General features: G+C 55.0%; 17 protein-coding genes and 1 tRNA gene. 8 read left to right on the forward strand and 10 right to left on the reverse strand.

What is annotated here, in order from left to right; all coding sequences use genetic code 11:
* The first annotated feature begins 28 nt into the window (after positions 1–28).
* The 4 genes from ACR0CE_RS04800 to ACR0CE_RS04815 all read left to right on the forward strand — a co-directional run bounded on the left by ACR0CE_RS04800 (position 29) and on the right by ACR0CE_RS04815 (position 3,932).
* Positions 29–319, forward strand: coding sequence for an SCP2 sterol-binding domain-containing protein (locus ACR0CE_RS04800; protein ID WP_480831172.1), 291 nt, complete (start codon positions 29–31; stop codon positions 317–319).
* The gene (locus ACR0CE_RS04805) at positions 319–1,293 is read left to right on the forward strand and encodes an alpha/beta fold hydrolase (RefSeq protein ID WP_480831174.1); all 975 of its coding nucleotides are present in this window, start codon (positions 319–321) and stop codon (positions 1,291–1,293) included. Before ACR0CE_RS04800 ends, ACR0CE_RS04805 begins: the two co-directional genes overlap by 1 nt.
* Positions 1,294–1,378: 85 nt before the next feature.
* The gene (locus tag ACR0CE_RS04810) at positions 1,379–3,199 is read left to right on the forward strand and encodes a M3 family oligoendopeptidase (protein ID WP_480831176.1); all 1,821 of its coding nucleotides are present in this window, start codon (positions 1,379–1,381) and stop codon (positions 3,197–3,199) included.
* Positions 3,200–3,410: 211 nt separating this feature from the next.
* On the forward strand, positions 3,411–3,932 hold the full coding sequence (locus ACR0CE_RS04815; RefSeq protein ID WP_480556324.1) for a hypothetical protein: 522 nt from the start codon (positions 3,411–3,413) through the stop codon (positions 3,930–3,932).
* A gap of 52 nt (positions 3,933–3,984) precedes the next feature.
* Here ACR0CE_RS04815 and ACR0CE_RS04820 read toward each other — a convergent pair whose 3' ends face one another.
* From ACR0CE_RS04820 to ACR0CE_RS04835, 4 genes are all read right to left on the reverse strand, one after another.
* The gene (locus ACR0CE_RS04820; protein ID WP_480485956.1) at positions 3,985–4,254 is read right to left on the reverse strand and encodes a DksA/TraR family C4-type zinc finger protein; all 270 of its coding nucleotides are present in this window, start codon (positions 4,252–4,254) and stop codon (positions 3,985–3,987) included.
* A gap of 59 nt (positions 4,255–4,313) precedes the next feature.
* A complete protein-coding gene (locus tag ACR0CE_RS04825; RefSeq protein ID WP_480831178.1) occupies positions 4,314–5,288 on the reverse strand; it encodes a Gfo/Idh/MocA family protein in 975 nt (324 codons plus the stop codon).
* A 273-nt stretch (positions 5,289–5,561) separates the two neighbouring features.
* On the reverse strand, positions 5,562–6,458 hold the full coding sequence (gene rpoH / locus ACR0CE_RS04830; protein WP_267366971.1) for an RNA polymerase sigma factor RpoH: 897 nt from the start codon (positions 6,456–6,458) through the stop codon (positions 5,562–5,564).
* Between the two features lie 145 nt (positions 6,459–6,603).
* Entirely contained in the window at positions 6,604–7,638 is a 1,035-nt protein-coding gene (locus ACR0CE_RS04835; RefSeq protein ID WP_480831180.1) for an RluA family pseudouridine synthase, read from the reverse strand.
* Between ACR0CE_RS04835 and ACR0CE_RS04840 the strand changes: the two genes are divergently transcribed.
* Positions 7,637–7,939 carry a DUF6476 family protein gene (locus ACR0CE_RS04840; RefSeq protein ID WP_480831182.1) on the forward strand — a complete coding sequence of 101 codons (303 nt, stop codon included), beginning with the start codon at positions 7,637–7,639 and terminating at the stop codon, positions 7,937–7,939. The two genes, ACR0CE_RS04835 and ACR0CE_RS04840, sit on opposite strands and share 2 nt — an antisense overlap.
* A gap of 5 nt (positions 7,940–7,944) precedes the next feature.
* Here ACR0CE_RS04840 and ACR0CE_RS04845 read toward each other — a convergent pair whose 3' ends face one another.
* From ACR0CE_RS04845 to ACR0CE_RS04865, 5 genes are all read right to left on the reverse strand, one after another.
* Positions 7,945–9,852: an ATP-grasp fold amidoligase family protein gene (locus tag ACR0CE_RS04845; protein ID WP_480831184.1), complete on the reverse strand. Its 1,908-nt coding sequence runs from the start codon at positions 9,850–9,852 to the stop codon at positions 7,945–7,947.
* A gap of 26 nt (positions 9,853–9,878) precedes the next feature.
* Entirely contained in the window at positions 9,879–10,940 is a 1,062-nt protein-coding gene (locus ACR0CE_RS04850; protein WP_480831186.1) for a glycosyltransferase family 2 protein, read from the reverse strand.
* Between the two features lie 13 nt (positions 10,941–10,953).
* Positions 10,954–11,625, reverse strand: coding sequence for a class I SAM-dependent methyltransferase (locus ACR0CE_RS04855; protein WP_480583676.1), 672 nt, complete (start codon positions 11,623–11,625; stop codon positions 10,954–10,956).
* A gap of 94 nt (positions 11,626–11,719) precedes the next feature.
* Positions 11,720–13,600: a glycosyltransferase family 2 protein gene (locus ACR0CE_RS04860; RefSeq protein ID WP_480831189.1), complete on the reverse strand. Its 1,881-nt coding sequence runs from the start codon at positions 13,598–13,600 to the stop codon at positions 11,720–11,722.
* Positions 13,601–13,790: 190 nt separating this feature from the next.
* A tRNA-Leu gene (locus tag ACR0CE_RS04865) sits at positions 13,791–13,877 on the reverse strand.
* Positions 13,878–14,018: 141 nt separating this feature from the next.
* Between ACR0CE_RS04865 and ACR0CE_RS04870 the strand changes: the two genes are divergently transcribed.
* Both ACR0CE_RS04870 and lipB read left to right on the forward strand, forming a co-directional pair.
* The gene (locus tag ACR0CE_RS04870) at positions 14,019–14,678 is read left to right on the forward strand and encodes a DsbA family oxidoreductase (RefSeq protein ID WP_480831190.1); all 660 of its coding nucleotides are present in this window, start codon (positions 14,019–14,021) and stop codon (positions 14,676–14,678) included.
* Between the two features lie 41 nt (positions 14,679–14,719).
* Positions 14,720–15,376, forward strand: coding sequence for a lipoyl(octanoyl) transferase LipB (gene lipB / locus ACR0CE_RS04875; RefSeq protein ID WP_480831192.1), 657 nt, complete (start codon positions 14,720–14,722; stop codon positions 15,374–15,376).
* A 503-nt stretch (positions 15,377–15,879) separates the two neighbouring features.
* On the opposite strand, the gene ACR0CE_RS04880 is transcribed toward lipB, so the two are convergent.
* Positions 15,880–16,302, reverse strand: coding sequence for an HIT family protein (locus ACR0CE_RS04880; RefSeq protein ID WP_480505592.1), 423 nt, complete (start codon positions 16,300–16,302; stop codon positions 15,880–15,882).
* 457 nt (positions 16,303–16,759) lie between these two features.
* Between ACR0CE_RS04880 and ACR0CE_RS04885 the strand changes: the two genes are divergently transcribed.
* The coding region (locus tag ACR0CE_RS04885) for a transposase (protein WP_480831195.1) at positions 16,760–16,940 on the forward strand (181 nt) is incomplete at its 3' end.

Genomic DNA, 16,940 nt, shown 5'->3' on the forward strand with positions numbered 1-16,940 from the left:
ACGGCGCACTAACAATATGAGGAAAAACATGAGCGAGACACTTGAAAAGGCAGCCGCCTCTTTGAATGAAAAACTGGAAGGCGGCGCGTTTGATGCCTCGGCCAAGTTTGATATCGCCGACCTGGGGGCTATTGTCCTGGATTCCAACGGCGCGCGGGTCAGCGACGATGATGCTGATGTCACCCTAAGCGCGGATGCCGACACGTTCGAACAAATCCTCAGCGGTGAATTGAACCCGACAGGTGCGTTCATGTCCGGAAAGCTGAGCATTGATGGCGACATGGGTGTTGCCATGAAGCTGGCATCGGTACTGGCCTGATGGAGTTCTCGCCGGCCCCTTTGTTTGAAGACGTGGCCGGCGGCCCCGCCGGTGGTAAGGCCCACTGGTTGACGACGTCGGATCAAAAACGCATCCGCGTTGCTCACTGGCTTCCGGGCGGAAAGGCACATGGCACTGTCATGATGTTTCCGGGACGCACGGAATACATTGAAAAATACGGCAATACTGCCAGCGAATTCGTAGAGTGTGGGTTCGCCATGCTGGCCGTCGACTGGCGCGGTCAGGGTCTTGCAGATCGGTTGCTGGACGATGCTCGGGTCGGACATGTCGATCAGTTCACCGATTACCAGCAGGACGTTCAGGTCACCCTGAAACTTGCAAGCGCGCTGGACCTGCCGAAACCATGGTACGTGGTCGGGCATTCGATGGGCGGTGCAATCGGGTTGCGTGCCGTCATCGAGAATGGCTGCTTTGCTGCGTGTGCCTTCACGGGCCCTATGTGGGGAATTTTCTTCACTCCGGTCATGAAACCCCTAAGCCGCGTGACAGCCTATTGGGGCACAGCACTTGGCCTGGGCGAGCGCACACCCCCCACCACTACGCTCAAAAGCTATGTCCTGTCGCAACCTTTCGAGGGAAATATGCTGACCCGTGACCCGGACATGTACCGGATGATGCAGGATCAGTTGAACGCACATCCTGAACTCGCGCTGGGTGCCCCTTCAAATCTGTGGCTGCGCGAGTCGCTGGACGAATGTGCATGGTTGATGGAACAGCCCGCCCCGAAAACTCCGTGCCTGACATTCTTGGGCAGCCATGAGCAAATTGTGGACCGCAAGGCAATTCGTGCGCGCATGGCCAATTGGCCCAACGGAACGCTGATCGAAATTCCGGATGGTGAACACGAGGTACTAATGGAAGCACCCAACGTTCGAGGGCCTGTTCTGGACCAGATCGCGGCGCATTTTCTGGCCAACCAGGCCAATGGCGCTTCCAAGCTGGTTTCCTCGTAAACCTTTTCACCTTTGGGATTGGCCGCTTGTGATCCGGGCGCGCCAGCCCTAGATGTTTGCAAAAGCAGTCTACTAAAGGTGATCCATGCGCGACCTTCCCTTCCCTGTCCGTGACGCGAACGCAATCGGTGGTTCCGGCAATCTGGGCAATCTTCCGGAATGGGATCTGAGCGATCTCTATACCTCGGAAGACGCACCCGAATTAGCGCGCGATCTGGATTGGCTGGAAGGTGAATGTGCCGCGTTTGCTGCTGATTACGAAGGCAAGCTGGCCGATCTGGAGGCCGCAGACCTGCTGACCTGTGTGCATCGCAACGAAAAGATCAACGCCATCGCCGGGCGTATCATGTCCTTTGCCGGTCTGCGCTATTATCAACTGACCACAGATGCAGAGCGCGCCAAATTCCTGTCGGACATGCAGGAAAAGATCACGATCTTCACCACTCCGCTGGTGTTCTTCACGCTCGAGATCAACCGGATCGAAGACGATGTTCTGAAAGCGCATTTTGCGGCGAACACGGATCTCGCCCGCTACGAACCTGTGTTCCGTCGCATCCGCGCAATGAAGCCCTATCAGCTGTCTGATGAACTGGAAAAGTTCCTTCATGATCTGGGGGTTGTCGGCGACGCGTGGGAACGTCTGTTCGACGAAACGATTGCCGGACTGGCCTTTCATGTCGACGGTGAAGAACTGAACATCGAAGGCACCCTGAATCAGCTGACAGAACAGGACCGCGCGAAACGTGAGGCCGCGGCGCGTGAACTGGCTTCGGTCTTTCAGGACAATATCAAAACCTTTGCCCGCGTTCACAACACGCAGGCCAAAGAGAAAGAAATCGTTGATCGCTGGCGCAACATGCCGACCGCTCAGACCGGGCGTCACCTGTCGAACGATGTCGAACCAGAAGTGGTCGAGGCCCTGCGCGAGGCGGTCGTGGCCGCCTACCCCAAGCTGAGTCATCGCTATTATGAGCTGAAGCGCAAGTGGCTTGGACTGGACGTCATGCAGGTCTGGGACCGCAACGCGCCCCTGCCCATGGAAGACACGCGTGTCGTGAATTGGGAAGAGGCCCAAAAGACGGTGATGAACGCGTATAATGCCTTTGACCCCCGGATGGGTGAAATCGCGGCGCCTTTCTTCTCAAAAGGATGGATCGACGCGGCGGTGAAACCGGGCAAAGCGCCGGGGGCCTTCGCACATCCGACAGTTACAGATGTCCACCCCTATGTGATGCTCAACTATCTGGGCAAACCGCGCGATGTGATGACGCTTGCCCATGAACTGGGTCACGGCGTCCATCAGGTGCTGGCCGCCGGTCAGGGCGAGATGCTGTCATCCACCCCGCTGACACTGGCGGAAACCGCCTCGGTCTTTGGTGAGATGCTGACATTCCGCAAGATGCTGGAACAGGCCGAAACCCCGGAACAGCGCAAGGTTCTGCTGGCTGGCAAGGTCGAAGATATGATCAACACGGTGGTCCGCCAGATCGCCTTCTACGACTTTGAATGCAAGTTGCACGCCGCCCGACGTGAGGGCGAGCTGACCCCGGATGACATCAACGCCCTGTGGATGAGCGTTCAGGCCGAAAGCCTTGGCCCCGCATTCGAATTCATGGACGGGTACGAGACCTTCTGGGCATACATCCCCCACTTCGTCCACTCGCCCTTTTATGTCTATGCCTATGCCTTCGGCGACGGCCTCGTGAACGCGCTTTATTCGGTATACGAAAGCGGCGCGGAAGGGTTTGAGGACAAGTATTTCGACATGCTGCGCGCTGGTGGTTCAATGCACCACAAGGAACTGCTGGCCCCGTTCGGCCTGGACGCCAGCGACCCCAAGTTCTGGGAAAAGGGCCTGTCGATGATCTCAGGCTTCATTGACGAGTTGGAGGCGATGGAGGGTTGAGACGCCCTCGACAGAGGGTCGCGACATCTGCCTTGCTGAAAAAACCTGCCATGCCCGGCACTGTCGCGCCCAAGGGGCCCCTGAACGCCCGCTACGCGGGACGAAGCTGGCGTTGAACAGCTTTGGACCGGACTTTATGGTAAAAGTGATTTCTCAGTGAAGAAAAGTAACCTTGAATGCTGGATGGCCATTGAAACTTCTTACTCAATTGATGGCAATCGCCACAATTCTGTTCGCACAAACAAGCTATGCAGAAGGCACTCGGTTTGGTCGCCTTGATGGGTCATACCTTATCGCCAACATGGAAAGAGAGGAAATCTGGTCAGCCGAGTTCAATGAGGCATTTATTAGATACACCTGCTTAGAGTGCGCTTCTCCGGTCACAGCTCTCTTGGAAGCCATCACGCCTTACACGTCTGAACACTATGGAAGTTTGAGCGAAAGGTATCTTTCAGAACGCAAGGTTTATTGCACGGAATTGGTAGTAAGCGGCGCCGGTCAATGCCTGAAAACACGTCCAGCACGTATGCGTGGAGGTTCTTTGTCAGGATTTATCTCTGAACAAGACATTGCAAGTCAGCGAGAAATCGAAATCGTGTTCTTTTACCATGAACGAGAGTTTGGCCCTGAACTAATCCGAACCAAGATATTGCTCGAAGATGGCGCAATCTTACCAATTGATGCCCTGGGAATGTTTCGAGAGCATATGGCAAAGCTTACAATATTCTGGTGATCGAACAGTTTGCGTAGCAATAAGTCTGGGCTTGTAGCAGCCGTACCTGAGATCACTTCAACTGGCTGTCTTTTGACCCACGCCGATTGACGCCGCCACGTGCCTTGTACGCACCATCCCGTTCCTGCTGGCAATCAAGGCACAGCTTCACGCCCGGCAAAGCAACGCGGCGTTTCTCAGGGATCGGCTCTTCGCATTCGGCGCAATGGGTCAGGCTTTCACCAACAGGCCGCTTTTGCGCCTGCATCCGCGCCAGTTCATCCGAAATCGACGCTTCGATCTGTTCGCTCACTGCGCCGTCGCGCGCCCAGCCTCCGGCCATGGGTCATCTCCTGCTAAACGTAAGCAAAAGGATAGCCGAGCCTGCGCGCAAAGGGCAAGTTACAGCGAAACTGCGCCCTCGAACACGCGGTCAATCACCTCTTGCGTCCCCCGAGAGAATTCCAGCGGACAGGGATATTCTGCCCCTTCCCTGACCGAGCGGCAATAGGCCTCGACCTGAAGCTTGTAATGGTCTGCGCCGGGGAACCGGGTGACCAGCACCTCAAGCCCCGGGCGGTGCAACTCGACCCGGGCTTCACCAAACACACGCGCATTAAACGGTGTAGTCAGGCGGATCAGGCCATTTTCCCCGTGAAACACCATTTCCTGATGGGGATGCATCCGAATGGACACGTAGCTTGAGTAGGTAAAACCGGGGAACTGCGCGCGAATTTCGGTGAAGATGTCGATATCATCCTGCCAACGGATGGCTGACTGTATCGCCACCGGTTCCCGCCCCGTTGCAAACCGGGCTCCGCCAATTACGTAAACACCGATGTCTCGCAATCCGCCGCCGCCCGTTTCAGCGCGGTTACGAATATTCTGGGTATCTGCCCGATTGTCGAAACTGAACGCTCCGGTTACGTGCACCAGATTGCCGATTGCACCATCCGCAATCAGTTTGCGCGCCAATTGCCATTGGGGGTGATGCACGATCATATACGCCTCGGCGGCAAGCAAGCCGCTTTCGTCGCGCTTTTGGATCAATGCGTCAAACTCGTCCACCTTCATTGTCATCGGCTTTTCGCACAGCACATGCTTGCCGGCATCCAGCGCTTTCAGGCTCCATTCCACATGAAGATGGTTGGGCAGTGGTATGTAGACCGCATCAATACCAGGGTCCGCCAACAGCGCATCATAGCTTTCGAACACTTTCAGATCGGGACAGAACGACGAAAAAGGTTCAGCCTTTGCCGCGTCTGACGTCGCCAGCGCAGCCAGTCGCGCCCCGTTGGCGGCATGTATCGCCGGTGCCATGTATTCACGCGCGAATTTCGCGGCACCTAACACGCCAAACTGAACCGGTTTTTGCATAACGCTCTCCATAGATGTTTGAACCCCAAAGGGTTCGTGCCCCTGCGAGGTCCGCAGGATCGACCTGTCACACCGTCATCGAAATGAAACGCGTCTTTGCCGTACCATAGCTTTGGCCCTGCGGCCATTCTTTTGGCTTCACAGTCTGGATAGCGGTCATACGCGTTCAGCAGGAAATGATCTGTCAGGACGCGCCGGGCATGTGCGCGAAGAGGCGGTTTCTTCGCACAAGTGTAAAAACCAGCCCGCAGCTATTGCAGGCTGGTATTGTGGTCAGCTGACACCCAGCATCCCTTTTTCACGTGCCAGATCCCGCATTTTCTTTTGCAGCTTCTCGAACGCGCGAACTTCGATCTGACGGATCCGCTCGCGGCTGACATTGTATTGGGCGCTGAGGTCCTCCAGCGTAACCGGTTGATCCAGCAACCGGCGCTGGGTCAGGATGTCCTTTTCACGGTCGTTCAACACGTCCAGCGCCGCAGCAAGCAACTCGCGACGCGCTTCCAACTCATCGCGCGCCTCATAATCTCCGGCCTGGTCGGCGTCTTCATCCTCAAGCCAGTCCTGCCATTGCATCGTGCCTTCGCCTTCGGACCCGACCGTGGCGTTCAGAGAAGCGTCCCCGCCGGACATACGGCGGTTCATGCTGATGACTTCCTCTTCGGTCACGCCTAGATCATTGGCAATTTGCGCGACGTTTTCGGGGCGCAAGTCGCCCTCTTCCAGTGCACCGATGCGCGCCTTGGCTTTGCGCAGGTTGAAGAACAGTTTTTTCTGCGCCGAAGTTGTGCCCAGTTTCACCAGCGACCATGACCGCAGAATATATTCCTGAATCGAGGCGCGAATCCACCACATGGCATAGGTGGCCAGACGGAAACCCTTTTCAGGGTCAAAACGTTTGACCGCCTGCATCAGGCCCACATTGGCTTCGGAAATCACTTCGGCTTGCGGCAGACCGTAGCCGCGATATCCCATGGCAATCTTGGCCGCCAGCCGCAGGTGCGATGTCACCATCTTATGCGCGGCTTCTGTGTCCTGCTCTTCAACCCAGCGCTTGGCCAGCATGTATTCTTCTTCTGGCTCAAGCAGGGGAAACTTGCGAATCTCCTGCATATAGCGGTTCAGGCCGCCCTCGGGCGTCGGCGCGGGGAGATTTGCGTAATTTGCCATTATGATGTCCCTCCGACAAATGTTTAAGTCTTTAACATAGGATATGGGTAAAGAACCCATCCTGTTCAAGAGGTGCTGCTAACAGTCTGAAATTAATCTTTCATGAAGGAAAGATAAGAAACTCTTACTCACAGGACTTTGCTTATTATGTCAGCGGTGCACGAAGCGCGGCAATCAGGTTCTCCATGTCTTGCGGCAGTTCGGCTTCAAACCGCAGGTTTTCGCCGGTCACCGGGTGCTCGAACCCCAATACGGCGGCGTGAAGCGCCTGCCGGGGAAAGCCGGACACGCATTCGGCGGCGGCAGGCACAAACGCCTTGGTCGCCAGTTTCCGCTTTCCACCATAGACCGGATCCCCGACAAGCCCATGCCCGGCATGGGCCATATGAACGCGGATCTGGTGCGTTCGCCCGGTCTCGAGCCAGCATTCGATCAAAGCCAGACCAGCAGGCGCACCAAATGTTTCAACAACCCGCGCGCGTGTCACAGCGTGGCGCCCGCCATGAAACAACACCGCCTGCCTTTGACGGTCGGTCTTGTGCCGCGCAAGCTGGGTCGTCACACGCATGATGTTGCCCGGCTCAAAGCTGACACCTTTGACGCCGCGCAAACGAGGATCACTTGCATCCGGAACCCCGTAACACACAGCACGGTAATAACGCTCGACGCTATGTGCTGCGAATTGCTCGGCCAGCCCGTGATGCGCGGCGTCCGTTTTAGCGACCACCAGAAGACCGCTGGTTTCCTTATCGATCCGGTGAACGATACCGGGGCGTTTCACCCCCCCAACACCTGACAAAGCGTCACCGCAATGGTGTAGCAAGGCGTTGACCATCGTACCCCCGGGCGAGCCCGGCGCGGGGTGCACGACCATGCCTGCTGGCTTGTTGGCGACGATCACGTCTGCGTCTTCGAAAACAACCTCAAGCGGGATGTCTTCTGCGCCGATATGGCTGTCTTCTGCCTCGGCCACAGTTATGACGACCTGCGCCCCTTCGGACACTTTGGCCTTTGGGTCCTGCATCCGGGTCCCGTCGATCCGAACCGCGCCATCCTCGATCAGGCGCGCCAACCGCGTGCGCGACAGGTTTTCACCGTCTGGCACATCCCGCGAAAGCGCCTTATCAAGGCGAGGCGGCGGATCGGCCGCAATCTGAAACTCAATCTGGCGGGTGCCCATGACTGTCCCTTCCGAACCCCAAGAACCGCAGGAAACCCCGCAGCTACGATTGCTGCGGCGGATGGTCATGCTGCTGACCGCGGTGATGATTGGCGGGGTTCTAGTGACATTCGCCCTGATTGTCATCCGCCTATCAGACCGCACCCCCACCCTGCCTGATCAGATCGACTTACCCGATGGTGCCCGGGCGCAGGCCCTGACCATCGGATCCAGCTGGTATGCGGTCGTGACCGACGACAACCGCGTCCTGATCTTTGACAAGACAACAGGAAAGCTGCGTCAGGAAATCGCCGTCGAGTAACCGGATCAGTTCGGGAACAGACGGGTGCCGACCCAGGCCTCACCCATCTGCACATCCAGTTCGGGCGTACGCATCTTGCGTTTTCCGCCAAACGGGCAGAGCGTGATTTCGCCCAGATAAATCTTGTCGCCAATTACATAAAGGTCCACCCGCGCAAACTCGACACGTTGCCCGACGGCTTCGGCAATTGCGACCATATCGTCAAACACCTCTGGCTTGGGCTCGGTGTCATCGCTTGTCTGGAAATACAGCTCTTTCGGGATGAAGTTGAAATCCCGGTCGTGGATCATCTGCACATGCCCCCGAGAGCGGTCCCGGTCGACCTGAACAATCTGGACCTTTCCGGCGACAACCCAGAATTTCCAATCGATGATGTCCTGACCTTCAACCGCCAAATCTTCCTCGAGGAAATAGCGCGTTTCGATCGTGGAATACCACCATTCTGCCGCCCAGAAGCCGTGGGGAATGGGTTTATTGCTCCAGTTGGTAAGCTTTTCCTTGGCCAGGTTGCGGTCTTCTGTGTTCATGGGCCAGGTGATCCTGTGGTTTTGCCCCTGCCCGTTATTGCATTTGAGCCAATAGCTGCCGGGCTCGAGATCGAGGTCTTCCGGCAACTCAGGCGACGATGAAACCCAATAGCGCTTCACCGGTGTAACAAGGTTCCTGGCTGGTTCTGGGATATAACTTTCCGCCGTCAACTTATCCGCCGCCGACACTTCGGGCATCTCGGCAAACAGCTTCATGACCAGCATCTTCTCAGTCACGGTCTTTGGGTTGCTCAAATCAGGCAAATAGCGCTGATTGTTGGCAAATCTTGACAATGACATAGACATGGCATTCAACCGCAATGCGTCATTGGCATAGTGATCCCAACCTCGCTGATGACCCGATTGGGGTTTATCATTCACCCCATAAAGCCCTCTGTCTTTTATTTTATCCAATTCAACCTGGGCCAATTTGAAGAACTGCTCAGAGTTTGCGACCTGAGCTACGGACATCACGCCGTTGGTGGCCTCACTGATTTCCTCTTTGCTGATCCGCAAGTCCGGAAGCGAGTCGGGAAACTCGATTTTCTGCGGCGCGCCCCGCCCTCTGCGTGGCAAAGGTGCATTGGCAGGACTGATCCCCAAACCGCGCAGCCTTCGATCCAGAAATGAATGACGTTTTACACCCTTGGCAATCCACCAACGCATCCGACGGCCCCAAAGATGGACGGCCTGCGTCTGGTCCGTAAGGTACTTTTTTCGAAACTCCCGCGCTGGAATGTCGTTCGCCTGCCCCGTTTGCCGAAACGGCAAAGGGTAAAACACCGGGGGTGGGCTAGCGTGTTCAATCTCGCCATGATGTCGCAGAAACCACGTCATGACACCGGGTCCGTAAACGCTGTGTGCCTGATCCGAGGCATGAGGCAACTCACCGGCCTTTTTCTGGCGTTCCAGCTTCTCGCGTTCCTCACCTTCTACCCATGGTCGGATCGGGAATGGATCAAGACTGTATTCCGTATACGCTTTCAATGCGGGGCTGTCTGACGGCAACCGCATGATCGCATTGCAGATCGTATTGCGATTGAAGAAACCGAAAATATGATCCGCTTTCGGGATCGGTTTCAAAGAAATCACATCCGTATCGCACCAGAGAAAATCGGTTTTTTGCATCAACTGCAGCCTGAAAATATCAGATTGCGGAACCGGTGTTTTGAACTGGTTGTTCATGATGAACCGCTGCGGTTCGTGAATCTCGTTCGCGGAAACCAGTTCGATACCTTCTGGTACATTCTCGACTTCGTCATAGTGGAACAGCACGACCCTGTGCCCGTTCGCGACAAACGACAAAAGGCACATCTGTTCCAGAAAACTGAGAGGACCTTCCAACCAGAGCATTCCGATTGTAGGAAGAGTATTTTCCGCAGCCATATGCAGTTTCTCCGAGGGCGAGTTTGTCAGGATTCAGGCTGTTTTTCGCTGGAAGACGGTTGCTTGTCAGCCGAAAGACGTGCGTGCAATCCGCGGTCTTTTGCAACAAATTCAACAGCCGGCTTATTAACAAGCGTCTGGTAAAGCGCGTTGTACTCTGGCTGTTTGAGAAGATCTTCGATCAACGCCTTATGCCACAGGAATGCTTTTCGGTGCAGCCGTGCAAGCCGTTCGTCAGACTGAAACTCCGCCATCAATGCGTCAACTTCGTCCTTGTACCTGAGGATCGTCTCATCCGCCGCGCCACCCCTGTTCCAACGGTCCCAGTATTCCGTTCCCAACGTCTGGGACGAGTGATTAGCTCGCCCACGGCTGCGCTTGGCCAGATAGGCTTGTGTGGAGCGGACCGCATAGTGATTGATCTGTGCAATCTCAAATCCAAAAGGCGGTGCAACATGATTCCCAAAAGGTGCGGGTTCTTTCGCGTGCCCCCCGGGAACAGACCGGAACACACCTGCCTCAAATTCGGATTTGGGATGCGGGTTGTGCATACCATAGCGGAGATAGACTTCGCCCTGTCGGAAAAACGATTTGACGAACCGGCGCCCCGCCCCGCCCTGCTCATACTCTAACTCACCATCAAAAAACTGCTGCGTCACTGGCGCGTCGCGCAACACATGGCGACCGCTGTTCGAGAATATCTTCCATGGAATGGAAATGACATCCACGCCCGGTGTGGCCTCAATCAGGTCGTCCACCTTATGGTTTCCGACATGAATATTCAGAAACTCATCCGCATCGCAGACATAGACCCATTTGGCTTCTTTCACGACAGGCAAACGGCGAGCCTGCCTCAGAGCTGATCTGTGAATCCCGCCCGTTCCCACGCGGTTCCTGTGAAATTCAACATGCCCCAGGGCCTCAAGGCGGCGTAAAATTCTGTTCGTACCGTCCGTGCAATCGTTGGTGTAAACAATGATCCTGTCGAAACCCAAAACTTTATGATGAGCGACCCATTCCAGAATATACGGGCCCTCATTTTTCATCGCAGAGATGAGGATTTTTTCAGGCTTGTTCATCGCTGCCATTCACCCCAGACGCTTAGTCGCCCTGTTTCTTGCTGTCGTCTTGCGGGGTGATTTTTTCTATAGCGATCTGCGCACCAGCAATTGCCCGGATACGCAATTCACGGGGGTGTTTGCCCAGAAACTCGTTGACGGCCCGGATCACGCCATCACCCCACCAGCCGCGACGGTGGTAATCATCGAACGCCATGATCCCACCCGATTTGATCTTGGGAAACAACGCCTCCAGGTCCGCAGTAACGCCCTCGTAAGAATGATCCCCATCGACATAGGCAAAAGAGATGCTCTCATCGTCAAAGAGCTTTAATGCCGGCACCGAGAAATCGCGAATGATGCCAACCTTGCCTTCCTCGATCTCTTTTTCGAAGGACGCGACGACCTTCTGGAAGATGGCTTCCATCTTTTCGTCTTCGGTCCGGCCGACAAACGCCGTTGTGTGCGATTCCTCGCCAATATGTTTCCAGGGATCGATCAGAAACAACTGACTGGGTTCAAGCAATTTCAGGATTGTCGGAGAAAACTCGCCCTGCCAGACACCGATCTCAACAGCCACCCCGCCCTTGGGAAGGCGCGTCAGGAACGTACGACGGATCGCGTCTTTTGTATTCTTGCGCTTGGTTGCCTTGTCTGCGTTCGGTTTATTCTGGCTGCCGGGAACAGCACCGATCACTCTGGGTTCGTTTGACATCTCGACCTCACTTGCAGACGGGTATTGATTTCTCGCGAAACCCGTTTTGTTTATTGGGCAATGGCTAACATGTCGTTGCCTCAAGAACCAGAAGCTATGTGTCGTTTTTGGAAAGTGGTGGCAACTTGTCGATACCAAGCCACGGAGGCTCGAGGCTTGTAATCCGATAGTCACTCGCTTTGCTCGCAAGAAAACGGTTAATCGCCGAAGACATGCCGGAATAAGACCCTTTGCCCCGCCTGTAGGATGTAAAGGCGATACTTCCGCCCGGAGCCAGAACCCTGTCGATCCGGTTCAACAATTGTAACATGACACGCTCGGCGCGAACGCCGCGTATGATTACGACGCCCACACTTTGATCCTGAAACAACTTCAGCATCAAAGGCGGCAGCGCTCGGTAGACCCTCAGACGCCCCGCAATGATCGGTTCGCGGAAATACTCCAGCAATGCATAGAACGCGCGATCCAGGGCCTGTAGATTACTATCTTGCGTTGTATCCTTGCAGGCGAACGTATCCCACGACAGCCCCCATGGCCCGATGATTGTCAATTGCGCGACTGCATCCAATGCGAGTATTTCTTCTACGATTTCGGTTTCGACATGCCCGATCAAAACCCAGTTCTTCTTGCCACTAATTGACCGCAAGAACCGCTGTCGCTGCTCTTTCGTTCTTTCAACCTCCGGAGACACTTGCGGCAGGAAAGATGGGTCCTTCGGATCGAACGGCAAGTCCACCTGTTTTGCATCAGTGATTAATGCATGCTGTGCCGCCGCTTCTTCGTACTCCATGGCCGTTCCCAGAGAATCCAGCCGGGTAAACCAGGGATAGTTATTGGGTCGTGAGTTTTCAGGTTTGGACATCTTGCCCAAACGCGTCCATTTCGCAACTTGCGCGAAAGAAACTTCGGGGTCTTTGTAGGTCTCGGCATCAAAGGAAAGATCGCCTTCTTCCATCACGCCCAGATCCAGCGCCTTTATATATCGCCCCCCGGCAAAATTCTTGTACCGGGTTATGAATCCCTGCGCGGCCTCTGTTTCACGTATCTCCGAGATACGGCGCTTGTGATAAGCAACAGCTTTTTCGTGCAAGACTCCCAGAACACCATCCGCACGTAGTTCATCATACGATTTTACAAGGCGGTCCAATTTGGAAAGGATCGAAAATTCTTCAACTTTGTTGAAGCAATGCATGTGCCAATAGGCTTGTCCCGTCGCCTCCATCTTGGGATGAAACGCGGTTGTGTTTACATCCCCCCGCAGCCGCTTCATCAGATAACTCTCAATGGACCGAACGGCATAGTGGTTCATCCTGAAAAACTGCTGCCCAAAGGCCGCGCCAGTCGTGGAATGAGACCAACCGTTTCGCCGCATTGCAGGTGGCAAGGGATCTCCGTCACCATCAATCCATGCAAAGCTTTCGGCCTTGCCGGCGATTGGGCCACGCGGACGGTGTGTGTTGATTGCCCGATAAGACCCGTTGTTTCTGACAAGCGATTTGAAAGCACGCACATTCTGCGGCGTGACCACCCCCAACTCTGCTGCATATGTGAATTGTTCGATTACAAACTTGTCGTCAAACTCGACAATCCCATTGTGCCCGAACATCTGCCATATCGCGGCAAAGCCATCTGCATGTGGAAAGGTGCGAAACAGATCGTCCAACGACCCGTCCCCAACACGGATGTCTAAGAACTCATCCACATCACAAACCAGAATCCACTCGGCTTCAGCGTACCAGGGATGTTCCATAGCGTTCGCATAGGCCGACGCCTGCGGCCCATGCTTCCAGGGACCGGGGTTATCGATATGCGCCAGAAAACCCAGCTCCTCGCATCTTTTCAGGATCGCGTCGGTGCCGTCAGAACAGTCATTCGAGTTAACGATGAAATGTGTGAACCCGATCGAAAGGTAATAGGCGATCCATTCAAGGATGAACGGCCCCTCGTCTTTCATCGTTGATATGACAAGTCTCATCGCACCTACCCGCAATTACGGCCCGCAAATTCAGGACGAAGGGAAAAATCGCATCATTGCAGAGGCATGGCGCGCTTCCCGACACCTGGCTTAGTTACGGGCCACGGATTTGCAATGCAAGTGAACAGACAAGAACGGCAAAGTCAGCTTCGCATAAGCTGATCCGCACTTCACAGGATACGAAAAGATTTGGTGCGGTCGAGAAGACTCGAACTTCCACGGGAGTTACCCCACAGCGACCTCAACGCTGCGCGTCTACCAATTCCGCCACGACCGCACTGCCAATGACTTGGTAGAGCGGCGTATAGACGTTGGCGCACGCGATGTGAAGAGGCAAAAACACACTGGTTTAAAAACCTTCGCAGCAGTCCTATCTAAGCCGGTGATCAACACAGTTTCGATCTGACAGGAGCCGCAGATGACCTCGCCCGATACCCGCGCCATCATCCAAATCGATATCGTATCAGACGTCGTGTGCCCGTGGTGCATAGTCGGGTTTCGCCAGCTTGACGTGGCATTGAAACAGCAGGGCATCCAGGCCCAAATTCGCTGGCACCCGTTCGAATTGAACCCGAACATGCCGCCTGAAGGGCAGAACCTGCGGGAACACATCACTGAGAAATATGGCTCGACCCCCGAACAGAGCCAGCAGGCACGTGACAGGCTAACGGCGATCGGAGCAGAACTGGGGTTCACCTTCAACTTTCACGAAGACAGTCGGATCGTGAATACATTCAAGGCGCATCAGTTGCTGGATTGGGCCGAAAGTCAGGGCCAGCAACACCAATTGAAGCTTGCGCTTTTCGACGCATATTTCACACGGCAACAGGATGTGTCCGACACTGAGGCTCTGCTGCAGGCCGTCACGTCTGCCGGGCTGAACCCTGATGCCGCACGTCAGGTGCTTGAGACCGGCGAACGCATCGCCTTGGTTCGAGAGAAACAGCAATTCTGGACCAGCAGGGGTATCTCAGGTGTGCCGTCCATGGTGTTTGGCGGAAAATACCTGCTGACCGGCGCGCAAGGGGTCGATACCTATTCCCGGGTGCTGCAACAGTGTTTGGCCGAAGCGGCCTGACCCCTCTTCCCCTGCCCGCTATGGACGGATATGAGGCCGCCATGGAATGGAAAATCACCGATGGTCTGACCAGTTATGACGAAGCGACCGCCTTTATGGAGGCACGCGTCGCCGGGATTGCACGCGGCGACGCGGAGGAGTGCATCTGGTTACTGGAACACCCGCCGCTTTATACGGCAGGCACGTCAGCTAAGGTAGAAGACCTGACCGATCCTGACCGCTTTCCGGTTTATGCAAGCAAACGGGGCGGCGAGTACACCTATCACGGCCCCGGTCAGCGTGTGGCCTATGTCATGCTGGATCTGAACAAGCGCGGGCGCGACGTGCGCCAATTCGTGAAACAGTTGGAAAACTGGGTGATATCGGCACTTGCCGAATTCAACGTGCATGGCGAAATACGCGACGGGCGCGTTGGTGTCTGGGTGCGGCGCGACGACAAACCGCTGACGGTGACCGGCAAACCGGCAGAGGACAAGATCGCGGCAATTGGCTTGCGTTTGCGAAAATGGGTCAGTTTTCATGGCATTTCGGTTAATGTCGAACCGGACCTGGAGCATTTTTCGGGCATTGTTCCCTGCGGGATCAGCGAATACGGCGTGACCTCGTTGGTGGATTTGGGTCTTCCGGTCACCATGGATGATCTTGATGCGGCCTTGAAGAAAACCTTTGAAGAGGTTTTTGGCGCTTCGGAAACCTGATTCTGTCTGGGGTTCAGCAGTCGTCGAATCAGATTCTGTCGCTCCCTGATACAACAATATGGATGGGCGGAAGGCTCTGTTTCCGAAACACGTCGCAATTTACCAAGAACGATCCAGTTTTACGGTATTCTTTAGGCAAATTTTAATTCTCTAGGATACACCGGAGTTGTTAACGAGTAATATGAAACTGCCAATCAAGAGTGAGTGGTATGTTAAACCGGTGATCAAGGGCTCGCCCTCGAAATCCGAGAAGTGTTTGGTTACGAGTCTGCCGTTCCGACCCCAAATCGGAACGGCAATTCATTTCCCCCTTCCCGCTTAATCTTATGGCCAATTCGCGTTGCAAGGGAGCAGGCGATTTCTGCGTTATCCGGCTATTGAGTCACTTGGTCGGTCCCAAGGAGGGGTTTCGGGTTTTCTTGTCTCCGGTCACGACGATATGCGCGGGCGGGTGTGGGTAATAGTCCGAACTATCACCTCACAAAAAGACCGTAAGATATTGACTACAAAGCGATTTGTATCTTCTCCGCATGCTCGGCAATCAGGTCGAAATCACCCATTTTACCAGGTGGGCGCATCGACACGCCGTCATGACGCGGCAGGACGTGAAAGTGGAGATGGAAAACCTCCTGCCCGCCTGCGGTTTCGTTGAATTGCTGAATGGTTACACCGTCCGCGTCGAAGGCTTTCATCACTGCACGAGCCATCTTTTGAACGGTGTTCATAACCGCCGCCAGTTGGTCGGGCGTGGCATCCAGCACATTGCGGCAGGGCGTTTTGGGGATCACCAGCAAATGCCCATCGGCACGAGGCATGATGTCCATGAAGGCCAGTGTGTCGGCGTCTTCGTAAACTTTTGACGAAGGTATCTCGCCGCGCAGAATTTTGGCGAAGATGTTGTCGGGATCATAAACCATGGTTGCCATCCGTTCCTTGAGGGGCTTTTGACCGAGTTGTGGTCCACCCGCCCCGCCGGGTCAAGCCGGGGGATTGAGCCCTGAAATGTACAAAATGTACCGGGTTTTCAGTGGGGGTTGTACGTTTTTTACACTTGGATTTGGCATGAGATCACATCCTCAGAGACAGATGCGGCACGTTCCCGACAGGTGATGCCTGCCTACGCAGCAGAGTACAGATTTCGCAACTCTTAATCGGACGTAAACTGGTTAAGTTTTTGAATACTTCATCAAGCTCAAGTCGAAGGTGCACTGTGCGGACTTAGTTACCATTTGACATGCACGGGCCTGAATTTCCGGATGATTAAGCTTATCGCATTTCCAAACCAGGAGAACAGCTCGCAGTATGAGCTACCCCCTGAATTTCGGACACTGACGTAAGCTACGATTTGTTGTTTGCTGATCTTCGACGAAGAGGAGATCAGAGATGTCGAAACGGAAGAACCATTCGCCCGAGTTCAAAGCGAAAGTCGCGCTTGAGGCTTTGAAGGGCGAGCGGACTGTTGCTGAGCTGGCGAGCCAGTTTGGCGTTCACCCAACGATGATCCACAGCTGGAAACGGGCGCTTCTGGAAGGCGCGTCCGGCGTGTTCGAGCGTGGCGGAAAGA

This window comes from Ruegeria sp. L11 (genome assembly GCF_056531755.1).

What these genes read in the sequence shown, in the direction of transcription:
- ACR0CE_RS04800 (WP_480831172.1), top strand. Translation starts at nt 29, where the DNA reads ATGAGCGAGACACTTGAAAAGGCAGCCGCCTCTTTGAATGAAAAACTG.
- ACR0CE_RS04805 (WP_480831174.1), top strand. Translation starts at nt 319, where the DNA reads ATGGAGTTCTCGCCGGCCCCTTTGTTTGAAGACGTGGCCGGCGGCCCC.
- ACR0CE_RS04810 (WP_480831176.1), top strand. Translation starts at nt 1,379, where the DNA reads ATGCGCGACCTTCCCTTCCCTGTCCGTGACGCGAACGCAATCGGTGGT.
- ACR0CE_RS04815 (WP_480556324.1), top strand. Translation starts at nt 3,411, where the DNA reads ATGGCAATCGCCACAATTCTGTTCGCACAAACAAGCTATGCAGAAGGC.
- ACR0CE_RS04820 (WP_480485956.1), bottom strand. Translation starts at nt 4,254, where the DNA reads ATGGCCGGAGGCTGGGCGCGCGACGGCGCAGTGAGCGAACAGATCGAA.
- ACR0CE_RS04825 (WP_480831178.1), bottom strand. Translation starts at nt 5,288, where the DNA reads ATGCAAAAACCGGTTCAGTTTGGCGTGTTAGGTGCCGCGAAATTCGCG.
- rpoH (WP_267366971.1), bottom strand. Translation starts at nt 6,458, where the DNA reads ATGGCAAATTACGCAAATCTCCCCGCGCCGACGCCCGAGGGCGGCCTG.
- ACR0CE_RS04840 (WP_480831182.1), top strand. Translation starts at nt 7,637, where the DNA reads ATGACTGTCCCTTCCGAACCCCAAGAACCGCAGGAAACCCCGCAGCTA.
- ACR0CE_RS04835 (WP_480831180.1), bottom strand. Translation starts at nt 7,638, where the DNA reads ATGGGCACCCGCCAGATTGAGTTTCAGATTGCGGCCGATCCGCCGCCT.
- ACR0CE_RS04845 (WP_480831184.1), bottom strand. Translation starts at nt 9,852, where the DNA reads ATGGCTGCGGAAAATACTCTTCCTACAATCGGAATGCTCTGGTTGGAA.
- ACR0CE_RS04850 (WP_480831186.1), bottom strand. Translation starts at nt 10,940, where the DNA reads ATGGCAGCGATGAACAAGCCTGAAAAAATCCTCATCTCTGCGATGAAA.
- ACR0CE_RS04855 (WP_480583676.1), bottom strand. Translation starts at nt 11,625, where the DNA reads ATGTCAAACGAACCCAGAGTGATCGGTGCTGTTCCCGGCAGCCAGAAT.
- ACR0CE_RS04860 (WP_480831189.1), bottom strand. Translation starts at nt 13,600, where the DNA reads ATGAGACTTGTCATATCAACGATGAAAGACGAGGGGCCGTTCATCCTT.
- ACR0CE_RS04870 (WP_480831190.1), top strand. Translation starts at nt 14,019, where the DNA reads ATGACCTCGCCCGATACCCGCGCCATCATCCAAATCGATATCGTATCA.
- lipB (WP_480831192.1), top strand. Translation starts at nt 14,720, where the DNA reads ATGGAATGGAAAATCACCGATGGTCTGACCAGTTATGACGAAGCGACC.
- ACR0CE_RS04880 (WP_480505592.1), bottom strand. Translation starts at nt 16,302, where the DNA reads ATGGCAACCATGGTTTATGATCCCGACAACATCTTCGCCAAAATTCTG.